General features: G+C 66.4%; 25 protein-coding genes. 18 read left to right on the forward strand and 7 right to left on the reverse strand.

Annotated features, from left to right (window positions below; genetic code table 11):
- Positions 1 to 70: 70 nt before the first annotated feature.
- From IB268_RS27940 to IB268_RS27980, 9 genes are all read left to right on the forward strand, one after another.
- The gene (locus tag IB268_RS27940; RefSeq protein WP_192355154.1) at positions 71 to 1045 is read left to right on the forward strand and encodes a hypothetical protein; all 975 of its coding nucleotides are present in this window, start codon (positions 71 to 73) and stop codon (positions 1043 to 1045) included.
- Positions 1042 to 1203, forward strand: coding sequence for a cbb3-type cytochrome oxidase assembly protein CcoS (ccoS, locus tag IB268_RS27945; protein ID WP_042794347.1), 162 nt, complete (start codon positions 1042 to 1044; stop codon positions 1201 to 1203). Before IB268_RS27940 ends, ccoS begins: the two co-directional genes overlap by 4 nt.
- Positions 1204 to 1352: 149 nt before the next feature.
- Complete coding sequence (ccoN, locus tag IB268_RS27950; RefSeq protein ID WP_054452861.1) at positions 1353 to 2840, forward strand: cytochrome-c oxidase, cbb3-type subunit I; 1488 nt, start codon at positions 1353 to 1355, stop codon at positions 2838 to 2840.
- A gap of 10 nt (positions 2841 to 2850) precedes the next feature.
- Positions 2851 to 3585 (forward strand): cytochrome-c oxidase, cbb3-type subunit II, encoded by a 735-nt coding sequence (gene ccoO, locus IB268_RS27955; protein WP_054453668.1) that lies wholly within the window; start codon positions 2851 to 2853, stop codon positions 3583 to 3585.
- A gap of 2 nt (positions 3586 to 3587) precedes the next feature.
- The gene (locus tag IB268_RS27960) at positions 3588 to 3764 is read left to right on the forward strand and encodes a cytochrome oxidase (RefSeq protein WP_054452859.1); all 177 of its coding nucleotides are present in this window, start codon (positions 3588 to 3590) and stop codon (positions 3762 to 3764) included.
- Positions 3761 to 4711, forward strand: coding sequence for a cytochrome-c oxidase, cbb3-type subunit III (gene ccoP, locus IB268_RS27965; RefSeq protein ID WP_054452857.1), 951 nt, complete (start codon positions 3761 to 3763; stop codon positions 4709 to 4711). Before IB268_RS27960 ends, ccoP begins: the two co-directional genes overlap by 4 nt.
- Before the next feature lie 76 nt (positions 4712 to 4787).
- Complete coding sequence (gene ccoG / locus IB268_RS27970) at positions 4788 to 6278, forward strand: cytochrome c oxidase accessory protein CcoG (RefSeq protein WP_054452855.1); 1491 nt, start codon at positions 4788 to 4790, stop codon at positions 6276 to 6278.
- A 20-nt stretch (positions 6279 to 6298) separates the two neighbouring features.
- Positions 6299 to 6508, forward strand: a complete 210-nt coding sequence (locus IB268_RS27975; RefSeq protein ID WP_054452853.1) for a FixH family protein — start codon at positions 6299 to 6301, stop codon at positions 6506 to 6508.
- A gap of 15 nt (positions 6509 to 6523) precedes the next feature.
- The gene (locus tag IB268_RS27980; RefSeq protein WP_054452851.1) at positions 6524 to 6760 is read left to right on the forward strand and encodes a hypothetical protein; all 237 of its coding nucleotides are present in this window, start codon (positions 6524 to 6526) and stop codon (positions 6758 to 6760) included.
- A 46-nt stretch (positions 6761 to 6806) separates the two neighbouring features.
- Here the strand turns inward: IB268_RS27980 and IB268_RS27985 are convergent, their stop codons facing one another.
- Together IB268_RS27985 and IB268_RS27990 are read right to left on the reverse strand one after the other, a co-directional pair.
- Positions 6807 to 7148 carry a zinc ribbon domain-containing protein YjdM gene (locus tag IB268_RS27985; RefSeq protein WP_054452849.1) on the reverse strand — a complete coding sequence of 114 codons (342 nt, stop codon included), beginning with the start codon at positions 7146 to 7148 and terminating at the stop codon, positions 6807 to 6809.
- Positions 7149 to 7257: 109 nt separating this feature from the next.
- Positions 7258 to 8190 (reverse strand): LysR family transcriptional regulator, encoded by a 933-nt coding sequence (locus tag IB268_RS27990; protein ID WP_054452847.1) that lies wholly within the window; start codon positions 8188 to 8190, stop codon positions 7258 to 7260.
- A gap of 125 nt (positions 8191 to 8315) precedes the next feature.
- On the opposite strand from IB268_RS27990, the gene IB268_RS27995 reads away from it, so the two are divergent.
- The 6 genes from IB268_RS27995 (at position 8316) to IB268_RS28020 (ending at position 14268) form a co-directional block, all read left to right on the forward strand.
- Positions 8316 to 9290 (forward strand): tripartite tricarboxylate transporter substrate binding protein, encoded by a 975-nt coding sequence (locus tag IB268_RS27995; protein WP_119449980.1) that lies wholly within the window; start codon positions 8316 to 8318, stop codon positions 9288 to 9290.
- A 7-nt stretch (positions 9291 to 9297) separates the two neighbouring features.
- Complete coding sequence (locus IB268_RS28000; protein ID WP_192352269.1) at positions 9298 to 10332, forward strand: 4-hydroxythreonine-4-phosphate dehydrogenase PdxA; 1035 nt, start codon at positions 9298 to 9300, stop codon at positions 10330 to 10332.
- Between the two features lie 45 nt (positions 10333 to 10377).
- Positions 10378 to 11550 (forward strand): L-rhamnonate dehydratase, encoded by a 1173-nt coding sequence (locus tag IB268_RS28005; protein ID WP_118932506.1) that lies wholly within the window; start codon positions 10378 to 10380, stop codon positions 11548 to 11550.
- A 2-nt stretch (positions 11551 to 11552) separates the two neighbouring features.
- Positions 11553 to 12482 (forward strand): dihydrodipicolinate synthase family protein, encoded by a 930-nt coding sequence (locus IB268_RS28010; protein WP_054453666.1) that lies wholly within the window; start codon positions 11553 to 11555, stop codon positions 12480 to 12482.
- 104 nt (positions 12483 to 12586) lie between these two features.
- The gene (locus IB268_RS28015) at positions 12587 to 13510 is read left to right on the forward strand and encodes an ABC transporter ATP-binding protein (RefSeq protein WP_054452839.1); all 924 of its coding nucleotides are present in this window, start codon (positions 12587 to 12589) and stop codon (positions 13508 to 13510) included.
- A complete protein-coding gene (locus IB268_RS28020) occupies positions 13507 to 14268 on the forward strand; it encodes an ABC transporter permease (RefSeq protein ID WP_042794334.1) in 762 nt (253 codons plus the stop codon). Before IB268_RS28015 ends, IB268_RS28020 begins: the two co-directional genes overlap by 4 nt.
- A gap of 25 nt (positions 14269 to 14293) precedes the next feature.
- Here IB268_RS28020 and IB268_RS28025 read toward each other — a convergent pair whose 3' ends face one another.
- The 3 genes from IB268_RS28025 to IB268_RS28035 form a co-directional block, all read right to left on the reverse strand.
- A complete protein-coding gene (locus IB268_RS28025) occupies positions 14294 to 14992 on the reverse strand; it encodes a glutathione S-transferase family protein (RefSeq protein ID WP_119449978.1) in 699 nt (232 codons plus the stop codon).
- Between the two features lie 89 nt (positions 14993 to 15081).
- Positions 15082 to 15633: a GNAT family N-acetyltransferase gene (locus tag IB268_RS28030; protein ID WP_233564528.1), complete on the reverse strand. Its 552-nt coding sequence runs from the start codon at positions 15631 to 15633 to the stop codon at positions 15082 to 15084.
- Positions 15634 to 15715: 82 nt separating this feature from the next.
- Entirely contained in the window at positions 15716 to 16210 is a 495-nt protein-coding gene (locus tag IB268_RS28035; protein ID WP_192355155.1) for a DUF2938 domain-containing protein, read from the reverse strand.
- A gap of 80 nt (positions 16211 to 16290) precedes the next feature.
- Here IB268_RS28035 and IB268_RS28040 point away from each other — a divergent pair, with 80 nt between their 5' ends.
- Positions 16291 to 16731 carry a helix-turn-helix domain-containing protein gene (locus IB268_RS28040; protein WP_125470565.1) on the forward strand — a complete coding sequence of 147 codons (441 nt, stop codon included), beginning with the start codon at positions 16291 to 16293 and terminating at the stop codon, positions 16729 to 16731.
- Between the two features lie 40 nt (positions 16732 to 16771).
- Here the strand turns inward: IB268_RS28040 and IB268_RS28045 are convergent, their stop codons facing one another.
- Together IB268_RS28045 and IB268_RS28050 are read right to left on the reverse strand one after the other, a co-directional pair.
- Complete coding sequence (locus tag IB268_RS28045; protein WP_125470564.1) at positions 16772 to 17179, reverse strand: DUF4168 domain-containing protein; 408 nt, start codon at positions 17177 to 17179, stop codon at positions 16772 to 16774.
- A 209-nt stretch (positions 17180 to 17388) separates the two neighbouring features.
- Positions 17389 to 18201 (reverse strand): sulfite exporter TauE/SafE family protein, encoded by an 813-nt coding sequence (locus tag IB268_RS28050; RefSeq protein WP_119449974.1) that lies wholly within the window; start codon positions 18199 to 18201, stop codon positions 17389 to 17391.
- Positions 18202 to 18352: 151 nt separating this feature from the next.
- On the opposite strand from IB268_RS28050, the gene IB268_RS28055 reads away from it, so the two are divergent.
- Both IB268_RS28055 and IB268_RS28060 read left to right on the forward strand, forming a co-directional pair.
- Complete coding sequence (locus IB268_RS28055; RefSeq protein WP_119449973.1) at positions 18353 to 19120, forward strand: helix-turn-helix domain-containing protein; 768 nt, start codon at positions 18353 to 18355, stop codon at positions 19118 to 19120.
- Between the two features lie 63 nt (positions 19121 to 19183).
- On the forward strand, positions 19184 to 20371 hold the full coding sequence (locus tag IB268_RS28060) for an NAD(P)/FAD-dependent oxidoreductase (RefSeq protein ID WP_054452821.1): 1188 nt from the start codon (positions 19184 to 19186) through the stop codon (positions 20369 to 20371).

The raw sequence follows: 20371 nt of genomic DNA on the forward strand, positions 1-20371 counted from the left end.
GGGCAAACCCGCCAGATCCGCCTTGATCCAGATCAAGGCGGCTTTGTAACGCGCTGAGTAACATCGGCGCATGCGAGCAAAATCGATCTTCGCCGTCCCGGCCGGCCTGTCCGACGCCGACCGCCAGCAGCGCCGCCATGCGCTGGTGCGCCTGTCGCTGGCGTGGCTGGCGATGATGCAGGTGATGATGTTCGCCTGGCCCGGCTACCTGCGGCATGAAAGCATGCCCGCCGATGCGCTGGAAACGCTGGACTGGGCCATCGTGCTGATGAACTGGGCCAGCTTTGCGCTGACTGTGCCGGTCGTGGTGTATTCGGCCTGGCCGATCTGGCGCCACGCCGGCGACAACCTGCGCCATGGCCGCGCCGGCATGGACGTGCCGGTGGCCCTGGGCATCGTCGCCGCCTTCATTCCCAGCGTCCACGCCACCTACACGGGGCGCGGCGAGGTCTACTTCGATTCGGTCACGATGTTCGTGGCCTTCCTGTTGACCGCGCGCTACCTGGAGCTGTGCGCCCGCCAGTCCTTCGGCGGCGCGGCAGGCGGTTTGCGCCACGAGCGCGTGGAGGCGCAGCGCCTGGAACTGGGCGCGCGCGCCGACCGGCTGGCCTCGCGCTTCGTCATGGTCCAGGTCGCGCTGGCGCTGGCCGCCGCGGCCGCCTGGGCCTACATCGATCCGGCGCACAGTATCCCGGTGATGGTGGCGCTCCTGGTGATGAGCTGTCCCTGCGCCATGTCGATGGCGGTGCCCACCGCCATGGCCTCCGCCCATTCGGCGCTGGCCGCCCATCCCAACATGTCCGATGCGGCGCTGGACAAACTGCTGGGCGAGGCGCGCCGCCGCGCTCGCCAGAACCTGAACGGATCGGTGGTCTGGCACCTGCTGATGACCCCGCTGGCGTTGGTCGGCTGGGTCACGCCATGGCTGGCCGCGATCACCATGCTGGTGTCCTCGCTGGCGGTCGCCTACAACTCGTGGCGCCTGTGCCGCCGCGACTGGGCTGGCGCGCCCGCGCCCGCCGCCGCGCTGGAAGCGGCGCAATGACCATCCTCTATCTGCTCCTGCCCCTGTCCCTGCTGTTCGTGCTGGCCATCGGGGTGTCGTTGTGGTGGGCCGTGTTCAACGGCCAGTATGACGACACCGATGACGCCGGCCGCGCCATCCTGCTCGATGACGACAGCGGCCCCGCCAGCCGCGGCTGAGCGGCGCGCTTGATTTCGCGCCTGGACCCGTTGCGCCGGCGCCGCGTTCCCCACCGTGTAACCAGATGCTTGATCCAGATCAACGCTGCCTTGTTTGACTAGTCCCATCATTGCAGCCTGGAGCTATCTGTAACTTTAGGGGAAGGGCGATGAACGATTGCGCCGCAATCGCAAGCAAGGCCGATACCTTCAACTACAAGATCGTGAGGCAATTCGCGCTCATGACGGTAGTGTGGGGCATCGTCGGCATGGCTGTGGGCGTTTTTCTCGCTGCGCAGCTTATCTGGCCGCAGCTGAACTTTGACACCGCATGGCTGAGCTACGGCCGCCTGCGCCCGCTGCACACCAACGCGGTGATCTTCGCCTTCGGCGGCAGCGCGTTGTTTACGACGTCGTACTACGTGGTCCAGCGCACCTGTCAGGCGCGCCTGTTCTGCGGCCCGTTGGCCGCCTTCACGTTCTGGGGCTGGCAGATCGTCATCGTCGCCGCCGCCATCACCTTGCCCATGGGCTTCACCAGCAGCAAGGAATACGCCGAACTCGAATGGCCCATCGACATCCTGATCACCCTGGTCTGGGTGGCCTACGCCATCGTGTTCTTCGGCACCATCATCAAGCGCCGTTCCAAGCACATCTACGTGGCCAACTGGTTCTTCGGCTCGTACATCCTGACCATCGCCATCCTGCACATCTTCAACAACATTGAAATGCCGGTGTCGATGTGGAAGTCCTATTCCGCCTACTCGGGCGTGCAGGACGCCATGGTGCAGTGGTGGTACGGCCATAACGCCGTGGGCTTCTTCCTGACCACCAGCTTCCTGGGCATGATGTATTACTTCGTGCCCAAGCAGGCCGGCCGTCCCATCTATTCCTACCGCCTGTCCATCGTCCACTTCTGGGCGCTGGCCTTCACCTACATGTGGGCGGGCCCGCACCACCTGCTGTACACCTCGCTGCCCGACTGGACCCAGTCGCTGGGCATGACCTTCTCGCTGATCCTGCTGGCGCCGTCCTGGGGCGGCATGATCAACGGCATCATGACCCTGCAGGGCGCCTGGTACAAGCTGCGCACCGATCCGATCCTGAAGTTCATGGTGACGGCGCTGTCGTTCTACGGCATGTCGACCTTCGAAGGCTCGATGATGTCGATCCGCACGGTCAACGCGCTGTCGCACTACACGGACTGGACCATCGGCCACGTGCACTCCGGCGCGCTGGGCTGGGTCGCCATGATCTCCTTCGGTTCGCTCTACTACCTGATCCCGCGCCTGTACGGCCGCGAGAAGATGTACAGCGTCAAGGCCATCGAACTGCATTTCTGGATCGCGACCATCGGCGTGGTGCTGTACATCGCCGCCATGTGGATCGCCGGCGTGCAGCAGGGCCTGATGTGGCGCGACACCGCCAGCGACGGCACCCTGGTCTACAGCTTCGTGGAAGAGCTGAAGACGCGCGTCCCGTACTACCTGATCCGTTTGCTGGGCGGCACCTTGTTCCTGTCGGGTGTGTTCGTCATGGCCTGGAACGTGTGGATGACGGTGCGCGGCGCGCAGCCGGTCAACCCCGCCATTCCGCAAGACGATCCCCATGCCGCACGCCAGCCGGTTCCCGCGACCGCTGTGCCGGCCACTGTTTGACGAGGACATCATGGCCAACAATAAATCTGGTTTCTTTTCGCACCAGACGCTCGAGAAGAACATCGGCTGGATGATCATCGCCAGCATCCTGGTGGTGTCCTTCGCGGGCCTGGTCCAGATCGTGCCGCTGTTCTTCCAGCACAGCACGACCCAGCCCATCGCGGGCGTGGAACCCTACAGCCCGCTGCGCCTGATGGGCCGCGACGTCTACATCCGCGAAGGCTGCGTCGGCTGCCATTCGCAGCAGGTGCGGGTGCTGGCGGCCGAAGTGCAGCGCTACGGTTCGTACTCGCTGGCCTCGGAATCGGTCTTTGACCATCCCTTCCTGTGGGGCTCCAAGCGCACCGGTCCCGACCTGGCGCGCGTGGGCGAACGTTATTCCGACGATTGGCACCGCATCCACCTGCGCGACCCGCGCAAGGTGGTGCCGGAGTCCAACATGCCCGCCTATCCCTGGCTGGAAAAGACCGTCATCACTGGCGAGAACGTGAGCGACCGCATGCGCGCCCTGCGCAAGCTGGGCGTGCCCTACACGGACGAGGAGATCGCCGAGGCGCCCAAGGCCATCGAAGGCAAGACCGAGGAAGACGCGCTGGTCGCCTACCTGCAAGGGCTGGGCGTGGGCGTGCGCAAGGCGAAGCAGGCCGAGCAGGCCAAGAAGGCGGAAGAGGCCAAGAAGGCCGCCGCACAACCTGCGGCGCAACCCGCCACCCAAGCCGCCGCGCCCGCGGCCGCGGGAGGCTGACCATGCTGGGCTATCTGAGCGCTGTCGTCACCGCCATTTCGATGGCAACTTTCTTCGGCATCGTCTGGTGGGCCTGCTCGCGCGGCCGCCAGAGCGCCAACCGCGAATCGGCCATGCTGCCGTTCGCACTGCCCGATGAGTTCGGGCAGGGACAACAAGATGGAGCGAATCGGTCATGAGCGATTTCGTTAGCGGCTTCTGGGGGTATTTCATCTCGATCGTCGCCGTGGGCGGCGTGGTCTGGTGCGTGTGGCTGCTGTACACGCAGCGCCGCTGGCTCAGCACCAAGCCGGCCAACGGCAAGGTCGAGGACACGGGCCACGTCTGGGACGGCGACCTGACCGAGCTGAACAACCCGGTGCCGGGCTGGTGGACCTGGATGTACCTGCTGGCCTGCGCCTTCGCGCTGGGCTATCTGTTCTTCATGCCGGGCCTGGGTGAGTACAAGGGCCAGCTGGGCTACAGCAGCACCGAGGAAGTGGCCAGGCAGCAGGCCAAGATGGCCGAAGCCGTGCGTCCGATCTACGCGCGCTTCGAGACCATGGACATTCCGCAGATCGCCCAGGATCCAGGCGCTCGCGAAATCGGCCAGCGCCTGTTCCTGAACACCTGCGCGCAATGCCATGGCTCGGACGCCAAGGGCGGCCCCAGCTTTCCCAACCTGGCCGACGGCGACTGGCTGCACGGCGGCTCGCCTGAAGCCATCATGCAGACCATCACGCAGGGCCGCGTGGGCGTGATGCCGCCCTGGAAGGCCGCGATCGACGCCAAGACGGCTGCCGATATCGCCCAGTACGTGCGCTCGCTGTCGGGCCTGACGGCGGATCCGGTCCGCGTGTTCCGCGGCAAGCGCGAGTTCGCCAATTACTGCGTGGCCTGTCACGGCGTCGACGGCAAGGGCAACCAGGCGCTGGGCGCGCCCAACCTGACGGACGACGTCTGGCTCTACGGCAGCTCTGAAGCGACCATCGTCAAGACCATCCTGGATGGCCGCGACAATCGCATGCCGGCGCATGGCGACATCCTGACGCCGGAGCAGATCAAGATCCTGACGGCCTGGGTCTGGGGCTTGTCGAACAAGCCCGAAGCGACGGCCAGCGCCGCGCCGGGCACGGCAACGAAGTAAAGGCTTTACAGCGCGTTTTTGGGGGCCGCGCCTGGCGTGGCCCCCATATCACTGGACATACAGCAGGGAGCAGGAAATGGAAGATGGGTCAGCCGCAAGGGTCGGCACTACGCCTGACGGTGACCCGCCGCCCTGGCGGCCGCATGTGAGGCCGCCGCGTCCGGGGACGGAAACCCTGGAGCAGACGCTGGCGGGCGTGCGCAGCAAGATCTACCCGCGGTCCGTCAGCGGCATCTTCGCGCGCTGGCGCATCGCGTTCGTCTTTCTGACCCAGCTGATTTTCTACGGCCTGCCATGGCTGCAATGGAACGGCCGCCAGGCCGTGCTGTTCGACCTGGGCGCGCGCAAGTTCTATCTCTTCGGCCTGGTGCTGTGGCCGCAGGACGTGGTCTACCTGGCGGTGCTGCTGGTGATTTCGGCGCTGGCGCTGTTCCTGTTCACGGCGGTGGCGGGGCGGCTGTTCTGCGGCTACGCCTGTCCGCAGACCGTGTACACCGAGATCTTCATGTGGATCGAGCGCAAGGTCGAAGGCGACCGCGTCGCGCGCATCCGCCTGGACGAATCGCCCTGGACCTGGCGCAAGGTGCGCCTGAAACTCACCAAGCATTTCCTGTGGATCGCGCTGGCCTGGTGGACGGGCTCCACCTTCATCGGCTATTTCGCACCCATCCGCGAACTGGGCCATGAGCTGTTCGCGCTGCAACTCGGCCCCTGGCAGTGGTTCTGGATGCTGTTCTACGGCTTCGCCACCTGGGGCAACGCCGGCTTCATGCGCGAATCCGTGTGCAAGTACATGTGCCCGTACGCGCGCTTCCAGAGCGTGATGGTGGACCCCGACACCTTCGTGGTCACCTACGACAAGCGCCGCGGCGATCCGCGCGGCGGCCGCTCGCGCAAGGTGGACCACAAGGCCGCCGGGCTGGGCGACTGCGTCGATTGCAGCCTGTGCGTGCAGGTCTGTCCGACCGGCATCGACATACGCGACGGCCTGCAATACATGTGCATAGGCTGCGGCGCCTGTATCGACGCCTGCGAACAGGTCATGGACAAGATGCAGTACGAGCCCGGCCTGATCCGCTATACCTCGGAACGTGCCATGTTGGACGGGCTGTCCGCCAAGAGCGCCCGCTCCCATCTGCTGCGTCCGCGCGTGCTGATCTACGGCACGCTGATCCTGGCGCTGGCCATCGCTTTCGTGGCGTCGCTGGCCATGCGCAACCCCTTGCGGGTGGACGTGATCCGCGACCGCGGCGCGCTGGGGCGCGAAGTGGCCGGCGGCATGATCGAAAACGTGTACCGCCTGCAGATCATCAATACTTCCGACCAGCCGATGCGCCTGCAGCTCTCGGTCGAGGGCATGCCCGGCCTGAAGGTGATGATGGGACAGCAGGGCTCGGACACGGTCGACGTCGAGGCGGCTGCCAACAAGCTGGTGCCCATGGTGATCCGCGCGCCGGCTGGCGCCGAGCCGGGCGCCCATGCCATCACGCTGCGCGCGCGCGGCCAGGACGGCGAGAGCCGTCCGGTCGAGACCGACGAGCCCGCCAGCTTCTACGTACCCGATTGAATACTGAAAAGGACAAGCCCATGACCGCCGCCCAACCCGCCAAGACCGCCAAGCCCTGGTACCGCGAGCCCTGGCCCTGGATCCTGATGGCCGGCCCGTTCGTGGCCATGATAGGCTGCTTCGTCACGATCTATTTCGCTTTCACCAACTTCAGCAATCAGCCGATCCAGGAGGGCGTGGTCAAGCGCGGCCTGGTCATCGAGCAGGCGGCGTCCAGCGCCAATCCGTAATCGGGGAGAACACAGATGGGCTTGCGATCATTGATGTGGATCCTGTGGCCGTCCTTCATGGCGGCCGCGGCGGGGAGCGCGCTGATCTTCGCCCTGATCGACCCCCTGGATGTGGCGATCTTCGGGCATGTGCCTACCGGACGCACCGGCTTCTACACCGTGTCTTTCTTCGTGCTGTGGGTGATGGCGGGGTTGTCCAGCACGCTGACCGCTTACCTGATGCCCAAGGCCGAGGAACCCGAGGACCTGTAGCCGGGGCGCGGCATGGCCGCGGCCCGGGGCCGTCGCAAGCGGCGGCCTATACCTTCTTCACGAACTCCGACTTCAGGCTCATCGCCCCGAAGCCGTCGATCTTGCAATCGATGTCGTGGTCGCTATCGACCAGGCGGATGCCCTTGACCTTGGTGCCCATCTTGATCACGCCGCCGGAACCCTTGAGTTTCAGGTCCTTGATGACAGTGACGGTGTCGCCGTCCTGCAGCACATTGCCGGCCGAGTCGCGGTAGACGCGCGCGGCTTCATCGGCAGATTCCGCGGCCTGCGCCGGCCATTCATGCGCGCATTCCGGGCAGACGTAGAGGGCGCCGTCTTCATAGGTGTATTCGGACTGGCATTTGGGACAGGCGGGCAGTGCGCTCACGTGTGGACCTCAGTGTAAAAAACGCGCGATGCGCAACACGCGATTGTACTGCGCGGCATGCTGTTTTCCCCTGCGCCGCGAGAGTTTTCCCCCTTTGCATTGCGCGCTCTCAAGCTGTTGCGTCGCCATGCAGCAAGCCCACGAAATGCCGCGCGGCGGCGCTCAGCGGACGGTCGCGCGGCACGATGCTGCCGAAGGCCGTCAGACTTTGCCGGATCTGGTAGGGCAGTATCGCCAGCAGGCCATGCGCCGCGTAACGGCTGGCCACCGATTCCGGAATCACGCCCAGCATCGTCGATTTCATCGCCAGGTTCGTCGTGGTCAGGATGGACGCCGATTCGATCAGGCCCCTGGGCGTGGAGGCGTTGTGCGAACGGAACTCCTGTTCGATGACGTCGCGCATCGGACTGCCATGCGGCTGCAGCACCCAGGGATAGTCCAGCATGGCGTCAAAGCTCACGCGCTTGCGGCCGGCCAGCGGATGGTCCACCGACGCGATCACCGACAGCGCCTCGTCGCCGATCGGGCGAAAGACGTACTGGCTGTCCGACAGGGTCAGCATGCGGCCGATCACCACGTCCAGCTTGCCTTCGTTCATGCGGCCGATCAGCAGGTCGCTGGTGCCGGTGGAGATTTCTACCGCCAGCAGCGGATAGGTCTGTTTCAGGCGCAGCAGGGCGTCGGTCAGATGGCCGGGCGATGCGGCCATGATGCTGCCGATGAACAGCTTGCCCGCGCTGCCCAGGCGCAGCTCCTCCAGTTCGCGCGCCAGCGACGAGACCGTGCCGCGCATGCCCCGGAAGTACCCCATCACGCATTCGCCCGCCGCGGTCAGCGCCAGCCCGCGGCCGACCCGTCCGTATAGAGGCTGGCCGATGGCCAGTTCCAGCTCGTGCAGCATCTTGCTGGCCGCGGACTGGGTCATGTTGAGCTGGCTGGCGGCGGCGCGCAGCGTGCCGCGTTCCTCGATCGCCAGCAACAGGACGATCTGCCGCATGCGCAGCCGGGCCAACAGGGAAGGGACGTGGATCGCGCGTTCCATGATTGATCGCCTCAGGTGAACGATTAGTGCAAAAGTTTCATTTTACGGAAACAGCGCTTCTTTCTAAGATGGACTCACAAAAGATTGCCTCTTCAACGGGCAAAAAACCAACCAAGGAGACAACCATGAAGACTAGGCTATTGGCCGCGATGGCGGCCGGCGCCCTGTGCCTGTCGGCCCTGGCGCCCGTCCAGGCGCAGACCGCCGACTGGCCCAACAAGCCCCTGCGCCTGCTGGTGGGATCCGCGCCGGGCGGCGGCACCGACGCCATGGCGCGCGCCGTGGCCGACAAGCTGGGGCCCTTGCTCAAGCAGACCGTGGTGGTCGAGAACAAGCCGGGCGCGTCCAATACGCTGGCGGCCGACCTGGCGGCCAAGTCCACGGACGGCCACACCATGGTGATGGGGGTCTCTACCGCCCATGCCATCGCGCCGCACCTGCTGAAGCTGGGCTATGACAACGACCGCGACCTGACGCCGGTGGTGTTCGTGGGCGCCGTTCCCAACATCCTGGTGGTCAACAACGACGTGCCGGCCAAGTCGGTGCAGGAACTGATCGCTCTGCTCAAGAGCAAGCCTGGCACCTACAACTTTGCCAGCAGCGGCTCGGGCAGCACCCAGCACATCGCCGCCGAGCTGTTCAAGGACGCTACCGGAGTGCAGATGATCCACATCCCGTACCGCGGCAGCGGCCCGGCGCTGGTGGACCTGATGGGCGGGCAAGTGCAGATCGCGTTCGAGACCGCGTCTTCCGTGATCCCCCACATCAAGAGCGGCAAGGTGCGCGCGCTGGCCGTGCTGAGCGCCAAGCGCAACGCCCAGTTGCCCGACGTGCCGACGATGGCCGAGGCCGGCGTCCCAGGCGTGGAAATGAGCGCCTGGTACGGCATCTACATGCCCAGCGCCACGCCCGCCGCCAATCAGAAGCGCATCCATGACGCCGTCAACGGCATCCTGGCCCTGCCCGACACGCAGGCCCGCCTGCAGGCGATCGGCGCTGACATCAACCCGATGAGCCAGGAGCAGTTCGCGCAGTTCCACAAGAGCGAAAACCAGCGCTACGCCGGCGTCATCAAGAAGAACAACATTTCCGTGGAATGATCCAGACATGAGCAAGCAGCAGAAACCCGTCATCGCCCTGACCCTGGGCGACCCCGCAGGCATCGGCGCCGAACTGATCGCCCGCCTGCTGGCCAGACCCGAAGCCATGCAACAGGCGAACATCGTGCTGGTGGGCGACGAGTGGCTGTGGCGCGAAGGCCAGCGGGTGGCGGGCGTGCAGGTCGCCACCCAGCCCGTGGACAGCATCGAGGCGGTGCGCGGCCGGCCGGACACCGGCGCGCCCGCCTGGCTGGGGATGGATACCATCGACCCCGGCCAGGTGCATGTCGGCCAGGCCGAGGCCGCGGGCGGCGCGTCGGTGCTGCGGGTGCTCAACGCCTGCATGGATGCCGCGCGCGACGGCCACGTCGACGCCATCTGTTTCGCGCCCCTGAACAAGTACGCCATGAAGCTGGGCGGCCTGAGGCACGACGACGAACTGCACCACTTTGCGCAGTACCTGGGCGTGACCGGCTACTTCTGCGAGTTCAATACCCTGGGCGACCTGTGGACTTCGCGCGTGTCCTCGCATATTCCGTTGAAGGACGCGGCGGCGGCGCTAAGCATCGACGGCATCAAGGACGCTACCCGGCTGATCTACCGTTCGTTGCAGGCCAACGGCATTGCCGAGCCGCGCGTGGCGGTGGCGGCCTTCAATCCGCATGGCGGCGACGGCGGCACCTGCGGCCGCGAAGAGGTGGACATCATCGCGCCCGCCGTGCGGCAACTGAACGATGAGGGGCTGCCGGTGCAGGGCCCGTTCCCCGCCGACACCATCTTCCTGAAGGCCCAGGCCGGCGAGTTCCAGGCCATCGTCACCATGTACCACGACCAGGGCCAGATCGCGATCAAGCTGCTGGGCTTTTCGCGTGGAGTGACGGTGCAGGGCGGCCTGCCCATTCCCATCACCACGCCGGCCCACGGTACCGCCTACGACATCGCCGGCCAGGGCCGCGCCAATCTGGACGCCACCTGGCAGGCCTTTCTCATCGCCTGCCGCATGGGCCTGTCGCACCGCGCATCGCGCACGCGGGCGGGCTGATCCGCCGCTTTCATTCCATACCCTTATTCCAAGCAGGAAATCCTCATGAAGATAAAATCCGTCCGCGCCCGCGTCTACGAGTGGACCGGCAAGACCGTGCCGCCGCAGGGCAATTTCTGCTCCAACGCCATGGACCTGCTGTATTCCAAGCAGGAAACCATGAGCACCTTCCGCTTCCACGGCTGGACCGTGGTCGAGGTGGAGACGGACGACGGCATCGTGGGCCTGGGCAACGTGGCGCTGGCGCCGCGCGTGGCCAAGGCCATCATCGACCAGTACCTGGCCCCGCTGGTGATCGGGCAGGATCCCTGGGATTACGAATACCTGTGGCAGCGCATGTACCGCTCCACCCACGCCTGGGGCCGCAAGGGCGTGACCATGGCCGCGATTTCGGCGGTGGACCTGGCCATCTGGGACATCCTGGGCAAGTCGGTGAACAAGCCCGTCTTCAAGCTGCTGGGCGGCCGAACCAAGGAAAAGATCCCGGTCTACTACTCCAAGCTCTACCGCACCGACCTGAAGGCCATGCAGGAAGAGGCCCAGACCTATCTGGACCAGGGCTTCACGGCCTTCAAGATGCGCTTCGGCTACGGTCCGGCGCACCTGCAGAAGGGCGTGTCGGAGAACCTGAAGTCGGTGGAGGCGGTGCGCGAGGTGATCGGCTACGACACCGACCTGATGCTGGAGTGCTATATGGGCTGGAACCTGGAGTACGCCAAGCGCATCCTGCCCAAGCTGGAAAAGTTCGAGCCGCGCTGGCTGGAAGAGCCCGTCATCGCCGACGACATCGACGGCTATGCGGAACTGAACCAGCTGACCTCGATCCCGATCTCCGGCGGCGAACACGAATTCTCGCTCTATGGCTTCAAACAGTTGCTGGACCGCAAGGCGGTGTCGGTGGTGCAGTACGACACCAACCGCGTGGGCGGCATCACGGCGGCGCACAAGATCAACGCGCTGTGCGAGGCCTACAGCGTGCCGGTGGTGCCGCATGCCGGCCAGATGCACAATTACCACCTGACCATGAGCACGCTGGCCTCGCCCATGAGCGAGTACTTCCCCATGTTCGACGTGGAGGTCGGCAACGAGCTGTTCTATTACATCTTCGACGGCGAGCCGGTGGCCAAGGAAGGTTTCATCGACCTGGACGACGACAAGCCCGGCCTGGGCCTGACGTTGAAGACGGAATACCTCAAAGACTTCAACATCATCGAATGAACATGGCTACCTACCAGAACCCGCGTTATCGCGGCATATTCCCGGTCGTGCCCACCACCTTCACCGAATCCGGCGAGCTGGATCTGCCCAGCCAGAAGCGCGCGGTGGATTTCATGATCGACTCGGGCGTGGACGGCCTTTGCATCCTGGCCAATTTCTCCGAGCAGTTCGTGCTGTCGGACGACGAGCGCGAAATCCTGACGCGGACCATCCTGGAGCACGTCGCCGGCCGCGTGCCGGTGATCGTGACCACCACGCACTTCAGCACCCAGGTCTGCGCCGCGCGCAGCCGGCGCGCGCAGGAGCAGGGCGCCGCCATGCTGATGATCATGCCGCCTTACCACGGCGCGACGATCCGGGTGTCCGAGGAACAGGTGGCGGGATTCTTCCAGCGCGTGTCGGACGCGGTGGATATCCCCATCATGATCCAGGATGCGCCGGTCGCAGGCACGCCGTTGTCGGCGGCGGCGCTGGCGCGGATGGCGCGCGAGATCGAGCACGTCGCCTACTTCAAGATCGAAACCGCGGGCGCGGCCAGCAAGCTGCGCGACCTGATCGCGCTGGGCGGCGAGGCCGTGGAAGGGCCCTGGGACGGCGAGGAAGCCATCACCCTGCTGCCCGACCTGGATGCCGGCGCCACCGGCTCCATGACCGGCGGCGGCTTCGCCGATGGCCTGCGGCCCATCATCGAGGCCCATCGCGCAGGCAGGCGCGACGAGGCCTACCGCCTGTACGAGCGCTGGTTGCCCCTGATCAATTACGAGAACCGGCAGGGCGGCATCCTCACGGCCAAGGCCTTGATGAAGGCCGGCGGCGTGATCGCGTGTGATGCGCCGCGCCACCCTTGGCCGGCCATGCGCGCGGAGGTCCGGCAGGGCCTGCTGGAGACCGCGAGCCGCCTTGATCCGCTGGTCCTGCGCTGGGCACGCTGAGCAGGGATTGATCAGCCTGCCAAACACACTGTTCCGTCACGGCGAACAAGCCTGTCACGCGTGACGGTTAAAATCCCTGGCTATCCATCCAGTCGGGGGCGCGTGTGCAGCCGGTCATTTCAGTTCAGGATCTATCCAAACGGTACGCATCCGGATTCCAGGCGCTCAAGAGCGTGAACCTGGATATCCGGCGCGGCGAGATCTTCGCCCTGCTCGGGCCCAACGGCGCGGGCAAGACCACGCTGATCAGCATCATCTGCGGCATCGTCAATCCCACCGCCGGCCGCGTGCTGGCAGACGGCCACGACATACTCACGGAGTTCCGCGCGGCCCGCGCCAAGATCGGCCTGGTGCCCCAGGAAATTTCCACCGACGCGTTCGAAAGCGTCTGGAACACCGTCAACTTCAGCCGCGGCCTGTTCGGCAAGCCGACCGACCACGCCTACATCGAAAAGGTGCTGCGCGACCTGTCCCTGTGGGACAAGAAGGACAGCCGCATCATGGCGCTGTCGGGCGGCATGAAGCGCCGCGTCATGATCGCCAAGGCGCTGTCACACGAACCCGCGATCCTGTTCCTGGACGAGCCCACCGCCGGCGTGGACGTCGAGTTGCGGCGCGGCATGTGGGAAATGGTGCGGCGCCTGCGCGAAAGCGGCGTCACCATCATCCTCACCACGCACTACATCGAGGAAGCCCAGGAAATGGCCGACCGCATCGGCGTGATCCGCAAGGGCGAGATCATCCTGGTCGAAGAGAAGCACGCGCTGATGGCCAAGCTGGGCAAGCGCCAGCTGGCGCTGACGCTGAAGGCGCCGCTGCCGGGCATCCCCACGGCGCTGGACGCCTTCCAGCTGGACCTGTCCGACAACGGCCACAAGCTGGTCTACACCTACGACAACCAGGGCGGCGGGGAAATCTCCCGGCTGCTGCATGAGCTCTCGCGCCTGGAGATCGAATTCACCGACCTGAATTCGTCGGAAAGCTCGCTCGAGGATATCTTTGTCAGCCTGGTGCACGGTCAATCATGAACTTCTACGCCATCCGCGCTATCTACCTGTTTGAAATGGCCCGCGCGTGGCGCACGCTGATGCAAAGCGTGCTGTCGCCCGTGATCTCCACCTCGCTGTATTTCGTGGTGTTCGGTTCCGCCATCGGTTCGCACATGGTCGAGATCGACGGCGTGAGCTACGGCGCCTTCATCGTGCCCGGCATGATCATGCTGTCGCTGCTGACGCAAAGCATCGCCAACGCGTCCTTCGGCATCTACATGCCGCGCTTCTCGGGCACCATCTACGAAATCCACTCGGCGCCCATCTCCTACGTGGAGATCGTCATGGGCTATGTGGGCGCTGCCGCCAGCAAGTCCATCATCCTGGGGCTCATCATGCTGGCCACGGCGCGCCTGTTCGTGTCGTTCGAGGTCGCGCATCCGTTCTGGATGCTGGGTTTCCTGGTGCTGACGGCCGTGACCTTCAGCCTGTTCGGCTTCATCATCGGCATCTGGGCGGATGGCTTCGAAAAGCTGCAGATCATCCCGCTGATGATCATCACGCCGCTGACCTTCCTGGGCGGCACCTTCTATTCCATCAAGATGCTGCCGCCGTTCTGGCAGACCGCCACGCTGTTCAATCCGGTGGTGTATCTGGTCAGCGGCTTTCGCTGGGCCTTCTATGGCGTGGCGGACGTCAGCGTCGGCGTCAGCGTGGGCATGACGCTGGTGTTCCTGCTGGCCTGCCTGATCGGCGTGCGCTGGATCTTCAAGACCGGCTACCGGCTGAAGACCTAGCGCAGACGGACAGGGGGACGGTGGCTCAGGCTTGGGCCGCCGGCGCGCGGCGGGCCAGGCCGTCATGGGCATCGAGCAGGCGCTCACGCCAGGCGTGGACCGGATCGTCCTGGGCCAGCAGTTCCAGCGTGCTGGTGCAGCGCGCCCACATGAACATGCCAAACACCGCGTAGTCGGCATAGGCCGGCTGCGCGCCCGCCAGATAGGGCTGCTTGCCCAGCATCTGCCGCAAGGGCAGCAGCGCCGCGCGCAGCGCGGCGATCTGGTCTTCATAGCCCGCCGGCAGGTCTTCCAGCCGGCCGAAGCGCTTCTCCCGCGTGGCGCGGAAATAGTCCCGGTCCTTTTCATGGATCAGGCCGTGGATGCTGGGCAGCAGCAGCCGCGCCAGCGTCGGCACCAGGGTTGTGTCCGACCATGAATTCACGAACAGGCTCAGCGCGCGGCCGCTGGCGCCGCCGAACAACGAGGGGCGCTCGGGGAAGGTGTCTTCCAGGTAGCAGGCGATCTGCCAGGAATCGCTGACCACATGTTCGCCATGCACCAGCACCGGCACCAGCTTCTGGCCGGAAAAGTCTATGGCTTCCTTTTCGGTGAAGCGCCAGGGTACGGTCGCCGCGGTCAGGCCCTTGTGGGCCAGGGCCATGTGGGTCTTCCAGCAATGCGGGCTGAAGCGCAGCGAGGCGTCGGCGCCCGCCAGGTCATAGAGAGTGAGATCCGGGGTCAAGATACTGCGCTCCTTCTACGTGTCGGTGAGGGAATCCGGAACAGGATAACCGGTTGCGCAGGGCGGGTGGCTCAGGCTTGCCGGACCCGCTATTTGCCGGCGTCGGGCCGGGCCAGCGTGCGGCCTAGCAATTGGCCGGGCCAGCCATTCACGTCGAAGGTCGAAATCCGTTCGTAGCCGCAGGATTCGTAGAAGCGCACCAGAGCGCCGCTGCCGCCGCCGTAGCAGTCCACCCGCATGCGTTCCACGCCGGCGGCGCGCGCCTGCTCATCGGCAAATGCCAACAGGCGCCGGCCCAGGCCGCGCGCCCGGTCGTCGCGCGAGGCCACCAGCAACCTTACGTAGATTTCTGGTGCGGTCGCCGCAGGCACATAGGGCATGGATGCGCCCAGCACCAGCGCGCCATGGATGCCCCCGCCCGGTTCCTCGGCGACCCACGCCCCGGGCAGCGCGCAGGCTTCGGTCACGTTGGCGATGCGCTTGGGCAAGGCCGACCAGGGCTCGCTGCCCCATTGCCCCTCATTGCCCATGTCCACGAACCAGGCGATCACTTCGTCGAAGACCCGCAATACTGCGGGGGCATCTTCCACGCGTGCGCGGCGGATCGTCAGCTGGTTTGTCTCGTTTGCCGTCAAGGTCACAACGCCTCCTGGTTCCTTTCGCTCGGGTATCCCGAACTGGCGTCATCATAGTTGCGCCGCCAGGAGCCTGGGCGATTCGCGCTCAGTTCCACAGCAGCCTGAGCGCCGCCGCCGACAGATAAAGGCCGCAGCCGAACACCGCATGCGTCGCCAGGCTGCGCAGGCGGTTCCTCCAGGGCGTGGGCGTGCGGGACGCTGCAATCCCCGCGCCCATGGCGGGCTGCATGACGAAAAACGGCATGACGACGGTTGCCACGCCCACGGCCAGCGCGGGCAGCCATGTGGGATCACGCAACCATGCCGCGCCCTGGACGCCGACGAGCAGCGCGGCGAAGGCTACGCCCACGGCGTAGTGGATCGTCCACCCCAGCGCCGATTCGCCCGCGATGGGCTCGGCCCGGCCGATATTGGCGTGGGCGAGCTTGCCCCGGCGCAGGTGGCCGGCCCACCGGCCGACCAGCGCGTAGCCCAGCGTGGGCATGCCCAGCGCTTTCTGGAGCATGCCCCACAGGTCCATCACGACCGTCGCGCCGATCCCGATCAAAACCACTTTCGCCGCCAATTCCATCGATTCCATGTCCTGTTCCTTCCGTTGATGACCGCATCGTTTGCAGGCATGATAGAAGTTGAAGTCAACTTCAAGTCAAGGAGGACGCCATGGATATCTCGGAAGTCGCCCGGCGCACGGGCCTGCCGGCCTCCACGCTGCGCTTCTATGAAAACAGGGGCTTGATCGCAGCGGTCAGCGCCGCCGGCGAGCGCCGGCGCTTTGCGCCCGGCGTGCTGGATCAACTGGCGCTGATTGCGCTGGGGCAGGCCGGCGGCCTGTCGCTGGACGAGATCCAGGCCATGCTTGCGCCCGACGGCGCGTTGCGGGTGGACAGGCAGTTGTTGCTGGACAAGGCCGACAGCATAGATGCGACCATCAAGCGCCTGCGGGCGATGAGTCAGGGCCTGCGCCATGCGGCGGTATGTCCTGCCGCCAACCATGCGCAATGCCCGACTTTCCAGCGCTTGCTGAAGGCGGCTTCCGGCAGGGTGAAGCAAAGCAGAACGGCTCCGGCCGCCGCAAGGAAAAAAAACGCCATCCGTTCCTGAGGACGGATGGCGCCAACACTAGCTCTCGGAGAGCCTTACCCTACTTCGCGGCGGGGGCGCCCTTGCCCATGCTCATCAAACGTTGCTTGAGCTGGGGGTCCTGCTGGATGGCCTGGCCGATGCCGTTGAATTCCTCGACGCTCAGGCCGTCGGCCTGCACCAGCTTCACCATCTTGGCGTCGGCTTCCTCGACGACCTTCTGCTTGGCGGCATCCGTCTTGGCGGCGTCGACCTTGGGACGGTATTCGTCGACGACGCCGGAAATCTTCTGCGAAGCCGAAGCGAAACGCTGCAATTGCTGGTCGGTCGGCTGGATCGCGGGTGGGGGCGCCATGCGCGGTTGGGCCTGGCCTTGCGCCTGGCTGGCTTGCTGCGCAAGGGCGGGAGCACCGGACAGCGCCGTCGCCAGCACGGCGGCGGACAGGAATGCATAAGTGGAACGCTGCATGAAACCTCCTTGTTCCGGTTGAATGTCGGGCCATGATGACGACCGGGGCGGTGCGGGGGCAAGTTTCGCGATGTGTTTTCCTGTTTCGGCAGGCCACGGGATCGGCGCGCGCCCCGGGAGGGAGTCCCCCGGGGCGCGGCGGAAACGTTTTGCGCGGTTTCGTAGTCGCTGCTGGCCGCGATGTTTCCTTAAATTTATGCGGGACGGGTCTACACGATCAGCATGCTCAGCATTACCAGCGCCAGCAGCAGCACGTAGACGCGGGCGTGCAGGCGGTCGGGGATGCGCGGGATCAGCGGCGCGGCCAACCGGATGCCGACCAGCGAGCCCAGCGCCAGCGCGGCGAAGGCCAGCAGGTCCACATAGCCCACGATCCAGGGCGCCAGCGGTTCGGCCAGGCCGCCGGCCGCAGCCATGTAGGCCAGCGTTCCCACCACCGCCACCGGCAGCGTCAGCGGGTTGGCCATTGCCGCCGCCTTGGCCATGGGCAGGCCGCGACGGCGCAGCAATGGCACCGTCATGACGCTGCCGCCCACGCCCAGGAAGGCCGCCACCGCACCGATGATCACGCCGCCGCCGACCAGGACCCCACGGTCCAGGGGCTGGGGAGACGCGTCCTGCTGCGCCATGAAACCCTGGCGCAGCAGGCAATCCAGGATGGTCACGCCCAGGTAGGCGATGAAGGCGTAGCGCACGAAGTCGCCGCTGGCGCGCGTGGCGGCGAGCGCGCCCAGCGCCGCGCCTGCGGCGATGAAGCCGGCCAGGGGCCAGACATAGGCCCGCAGGATGTTGCCGGCGCGCTGGTGCTTGCGCGTGGCCGCCACCGAATTCACGATCATGACGCAGGTGGAAGTGGCCACCGCGATGTGCATGGCCGCCAGGCCGATGGCGTCGTGCGCGCCGTGCGCGGCCGTCAACACCGCATACAGCACCGGCACCACGACAAAGCCGCCGCCAAAGCCGAACAGCACGGTCGTCACGCCGCTCAAGCAGCCGAACAGGGCCAGAACCAGATAAAGCATTGCTGCGTCCTTCCAGGGGAAAACGCCACGATACGGCGGCCGGCCTTGGCCCGCTTTCGAGGATGAGACAATAATGTTCGAGTTTCGGCCAATCGACCTGCCGTGAAGGCGCTTGAACGGGCCATGATTCCCAGGCTATGCGCCCCAGGCTATGCGCAATACCCACATCGACCGCTACGACCATCTGAACCGCGCCGTCGTCGCCATCGGCAACGACTATCCGCCTGGCCGGCTGCTGCCGGCCCACGCCCACCGCCGCGCGCAACTGCTGTATGGCGCCACCGGCGTCATGCACGTGGTCACGCGCGACGGCAATTGGGTGGTGCCGCCGCAGCGCGCGGTATGGATCCCGGCGGGCGTGACGCACCAGGTCCGCATGCTGGACGTCAGCACGCGCAGCGCCTACATCGAGCCGGGAGCGGCGCGCGCGGACCGCGAGGCCTGCGAAGTGATCGAGGTGTCGCCGCTGCTGCGGCAGCTGCTGCTGGACGCGGTCGACATGCCACCCGCCTACGATCTGGCGGGGCGTGACGGCGCGCTTGCAGCGCTGCTGCTGCACGAGGTCGAGCGCGCGCCGGTGCTGCCGCTGCATATCCCGCTGCCGCGCGACAGGCGCCTGGCGCCCTTGTGCAAGGCCTTCATCGCCGCGCCTGACGCGCGCGCGGCGCCGCAGGCCTGGGCCGAGCGCCTGCACATGAGTCCGCGCACCTTCAGCCGCCATTTCCGACAGCAGACGGGCATGGCGTTTTCGGAATGGCGGCAGCGCGCCTGCGTGGTGCTGGCCCTGGCCCGCCTGGCCTCGGGCGAGTCGGTGACCGCCATTGCGCTGGATTTCGGCTACCAGAGCCCGGCGTCGTTTTCGACGATGTTCCGGCGGGTGCTGGGCCGTCCGCCCACGGAGTATCTGCGCGAGGGCTGAGGGCAGTTGGTACTATGCCGGCTCCCGTGGCGGCCCCTTCGGGCCGCCGGGCCACGCCATTCCATGACCATTACACATACGCCGCTATCCATCGGCATCGCCGGCGCGGGCAGCGCCGGACTGGCCGCCGCGCTGGCGCTGGCGCAAGCTGGCCATCAGGTGCGCGTCTTTGAAAAGCACCAGGGGTTCACCACCCTGGGCGCGGGGCTGCTGCTGCAGCCGCCCGGCGTGCGCGCGCTCAAATCGCTGGGCGTCGACGTCGCGGCGCTGAACGTAGGCGCGCCGATCGACCGCCTGCTGGGCCTGTCGCATCGCGGCTGGCGGGTCGTGGACATCGATTACGTGGGCGACGGCGCGCGGGCCGTGACGCGGGCGGCGCTGGGCGGGGTGCTGTTCGAGGCCGCGCGGCGCGCGGGCGCCGAGTTCTCGTTCGGCTGTCCGGTCGAGACGCTTGCGACCCGCGAGGGCAGGGCGCACGTGACGCATGGCGCGGGCGCAGCCCGGGCCGAGTCCAGTTTCGATGTGTTCGTGGTGGCCGACGGCGCCGCGTCCGCGCTGCGCGAGCAGGTCGGATTGGCGGCAAGTTCGCGCGCCTATGCCTGGGGCGCGTTGTGGGGCCAGTTCTGGACGCCCGGATGGCACGGCGCGACGCAGCTGTTGCAGCGCTTTCGCGGCACCCGCGAAATGATGGGCTTGCTGCCCACCGAGATCGGCCCGCAGGGCGTGCGGCTGTCGCTGTTCTGGAGCATCCGGCACGACGCCTTGCCGGCCTGGCGCGCCGCGCCCATCGGCGCCTGGAAGGACCGCATGCTGTCCCTGTGGCCGGAGGCCGCGCCCGTGGTCGATCAGATTTCGCGGCACGACGACCTGGCGGTGGCCACCTACCGGCACACCTGGCCGCGCGGATTGGCGGCGGGCCCGTATTGCGCCGTGGGCGATGCGGGCCACGCGATGAGTCCTCAGCTGGGATTGGGAACGACGCTGGCGGTGCTGGATGCGATGGCGCTGGCGCGGGCCCTGGGGCAGCATGGCGCCGCCGCGGGACCCGCGCGCTACGCCCGCAGCCGCTTATTGCCTTCGCGCCTGTACCAGAGCCTCAGCCGGGCGCTGACACCGTGCTTCCAGGCTTCAGGGCCGGGGTTGTGGCGCGACCTGCTGTTCGGCGGCGGGCTGCTCGTGCCGGGGATGAAGTCATTGATGAAGCGCGGCCTGCTCGCCATGCCGCAGCCGGGGGAATCGGGCCGCGGCTGA

This window comes from Achromobacter sp. ACM01, assembly GCF_014851745.1.
GTDB lineage: Bacteria > Pseudomonadota > Gammaproteobacteria > Burkholderiales > Burkholderiaceae_B > Achromobacter > Achromobacter aegrifaciens.

Bases quoted from the DNA above. Each gene is read 5' to 3' on its own strand.
- IB268_RS27990 (WP_054452847.1), bottom strand. From the start codon at position 8,190: ATGGAACGCGCGATCCACGTCCCTTCCCTGTTGGCCCGGCTGCGCATG.
- IB268_RS28005 (WP_118932506.1), top strand. From the start codon at position 10,378: ATGAAGATAAAATCCGTCCGCGCCCGCGTCTACGAGTGGACCGGCAAG.
- IB268_RS28010 (WP_054453666.1), top strand. From the start codon at position 11,553: ATGGCTACCTACCAGAACCCGCGTTATCGCGGCATATTCCCGGTCGTG.
- ccoO (WP_054453668.1), top strand. From the start codon at position 2,851: ATGGCCAACAATAAATCTGGTTTCTTTTCGCACCAGACGCTCGAGAAG.
- ccoG (WP_054452855.1), top strand. From the start codon at position 4,788: ATGGAAGATGGGTCAGCCGCAAGGGTCGGCACTACGCCTGACGGTGAC.
- IB268_RS28035 (WP_192355155.1), bottom strand. From the start codon at position 16,210: ATGGAATCGATGGAATTGGCGGCGAAAGTGGTTTTGATCGGGATCGGC.
- IB268_RS28000 (WP_192352269.1), top strand. From the start codon at position 9,298: ATGAGCAAGCAGCAGAAACCCGTCATCGCCCTGACCCTGGGCGACCCC.
- ccoP (WP_054452857.1), top strand. From the start codon at position 3,761: ATGAGCGATTTCGTTAGCGGCTTCTGGGGGTATTTCATCTCGATCGTC.
- IB268_RS27960 (WP_054452859.1), top strand. From the start codon at position 3,588: ATGCTGGGCTATCTGAGCGCTGTCGTCACCGCCATTTCGATGGCAACT.
- IB268_RS28040 (WP_125470565.1), top strand. From the start codon at position 16,291: ATGGATATCTCGGAAGTCGCCCGGCGCACGGGCCTGCCGGCCTCCACG.
- IB268_RS28050 (WP_119449974.1), bottom strand. From the start codon at position 18,201: ATGCTTTATCTGGTTCTGGCCCTGTTCGGCTGCTTGAGCGGCGTGACG.
- IB268_RS28060 (WP_054452821.1), top strand. From the start codon at position 19,184: ATGACCATTACACATACGCCGCTATCCATCGGCATCGCCGGCGCGGGC.
- IB268_RS28055 (WP_119449973.1), top strand. From the start codon at position 18,353: ATGCGCAATACCCACATCGACCGCTACGACCATCTGAACCGCGCCGTC.
- ccoS (WP_042794347.1), top strand. From the start codon at position 1,042: ATGACCATCCTCTATCTGCTCCTGCCCCTGTCCCTGCTGTTCGTGCTG.
- IB268_RS27995 (WP_119449980.1), top strand. From the start codon at position 8,316: ATGAAGACTAGGCTATTGGCCGCGATGGCGGCCGGCGCCCTGTGCCTG.
- IB268_RS27980 (WP_054452851.1), top strand. From the start codon at position 6,524: ATGGGCTTGCGATCATTGATGTGGATCCTGTGGCCGTCCTTCATGGCG.
- ccoN (WP_054452861.1), top strand. From the start codon at position 1,353: ATGAACGATTGCGCCGCAATCGCAAGCAAGGCCGATACCTTCAACTAC.
- IB268_RS27975 (WP_054452853.1), top strand. From the start codon at position 6,299: ATGACCGCCGCCCAACCCGCCAAGACCGCCAAGCCCTGGTACCGCGAG.
- IB268_RS27940 (WP_192355154.1), top strand. From the start codon at position 71: ATGCGAGCAAAATCGATCTTCGCCGTCCCGGCCGGCCTGTCCGACGCC.
- IB268_RS28020 (WP_042794334.1), top strand. From the start codon at position 13,507: ATGAACTTCTACGCCATCCGCGCTATCTACCTGTTTGAAATGGCCCGC.
- IB268_RS28045 (WP_125470564.1), bottom strand. From the start codon at position 17,179: ATGCAGCGTTCCACTTATGCATTCCTGTCCGCCGCCGTGCTGGCGACG.